This is a genomic window from Bartonella sp. MM73XJBT (genome assembly GCF_028618465.1).
In the GTDB taxonomy this organism is placed as follows: Bacteria; Pseudomonadota; Alphaproteobacteria; order Rhizobiales; family Rhizobiaceae; genus Bartonella.
On record NZ_JAQISY010000090.1, the window covers coordinates 1 to 1,913 of the forward strand.

Below are 1,913 nucleotides of genomic sequence, written 5' to 3' on the forward strand. Positions count from 1 at the left end.
AATCTTTCAACTCGAATCCTATGATGATGCAGAACTTGATCGAAAAAGGACGGCGGCTCTTTTCGCAGCGTTTGTCAAGGACAATTCCCCAAACGTCGCAAAATTATCCGATAATCGTGATAAAAACGACGTTGAAGAAAAATACGAAGCACCTGCCATTGCACCCGGTGCATCTCTTTATTTAGGAGAGAATAAAGATGTTACATTCTCAAATCCTGTTGAGGTTGGTGGTTCTTATGAGGCTTTTCAGTATCGTAATATTTTAAAAATTTGCTCGGCTCTCAATATGCCTTATGCCGTTGTGACTGGAGACGTTACGCGCGGTAATTTTTCCAATGTGCGTACCTCTATCATTCAGTTTAGACGGCACGTCAAACAATGGCGTGAACATATCATTGCCTTTCAGTTTAACCGCATTATTTGGGAACGTTTTGTTGAAATGGCAGTACTTTCTGGACGCGTTCACTTACCCGGATGGGAAGAAAATCCCTTGCCATGGCTTCAATGTGAAAGCTTTGCACCACCGCTTGAAATGATTGATCCAAACAAGGATATTTCGGCAGAAAAAGAAGAAATCCGTGCTGGCTTGAAAACACGACGCATGGCACTGGCCGAACGCGGCTTTGATATCGACAGCATTCATGCCGAAATGCAAGAAGAACACACAGATGCTCGTGCGCGCGGATTATCTTTTGACACCGATATGGCGGCACCGGCTGGTAGCAATCAAGCGATTGGTGATGAAGATTCAGAGACTTCTGAGACTTATGAAAGCAACCAAGGCAGCGAGGCACACAAAAATGGTGAATAATCTTGACATGCCGTTTTTGGCATCCCGGCTTTTTGGTGTTCCTCATATGCTTGCCTCGACAAAGCTTGATGTCATTTTGAATGCTCTTGCACCACGCCTTTTTGAGGGAGAAAAGTTTGCCGTGAGAGCATTTGGACAAGGGGATACAGAAGCTTTCAGACCCCCTGAAACTTATGTAGTACAAAACAATATTGCTATACTACCAGTTCATGGCACGCTTGTGCGCCGCGGTGCATGGCTTGGGGCTTTATCGGGATTAACCTCTTATGAAGGTTTGGGGGCTTCTTTTCGTGAAGCCATTGCACAACCTGATGTTCGCGCTGTTTTACTTGATATTGACAGCGGCGGTGGAGAAGCCGGCGGTGTGTTTGATTTGGTTGAAGAGTTTCAAGCACTCTCAAAAAAATATAACAAACCCATTTGGGCGCATGCCAATGAGTTTGCCTGTTCTGCAGCTTATGCCATTGCCTGTTCTGCTTCTCAAATATGGGTTGCTCGCACGGATGTTGTAGGCTCGATTGGGGTTGTTTGCGCCCATCTTGACCAATCCCGTGCAGATGAAAAACACGGACATAAATGGACCTTTGTCTTTGAAGGGGACCATAAAGTTCATGGCAACCCTCATGAACCCTTGAGCGATACAGCACAGATAAAAATGCAAGCCGATTGCGCCCTGCACTACGAGATGTTTGTCGATTTGGTGGCGCAAAACAGACGCTTAAATGCTGCTGCAATTCGCGGCACAAAAGCAGAAACTTTTATAGGCACCCAAGCGATCACGCTTGGATTAGCAGATGTGCAAGGCACCCTTGCGCAAGCTTTGGAAGCCTTAACGGATTCCATATCACAAAACCCAACATCAACAACAAAAGAAGGACAAAACACATGGCACGTACACAATACCGCGCTGAAGAAGAGGATGACGAAAAAATTGTCGACATCATCAATGACGAGGAAGAGGACGAAGACGATAGTGACATCGACAAAAACGCCGAAATCTTTGACGACGAAGAAAACGAAGATGAGGACGAAGACAATGAGGACAATGAAAACAAGCGCGAAGATATGAAAGCCGTGCTTGAAAAAGAAAGAAAGCGCGCAA

The 1,913-nt window shown here is 45.5% G+C and carries 2 protein-coding genes; both read left to right on the forward strand.

The window, feature by feature from the left end; translation table 11 throughout:
* On the forward strand, positions 1–811 hold an 811-nt coding region (locus tag PVV69_RS09710; RefSeq protein ID WP_273757336.1), incomplete at its 5' end, for a phage portal protein.
* Positions 801–1,880: a S49 family peptidase gene (locus tag PVV69_RS09715; protein ID WP_273757337.1), complete on the forward strand. Its 1,080-nt coding sequence runs from the start codon at positions 801–803 to the stop codon at positions 1,878–1,880. The genes PVV69_RS09710 and PVV69_RS09715, both read left to right, overlap by 11 nt.
* The last annotated feature ends 33 nt before the right edge of the window (positions 1,881–1,913 follow it).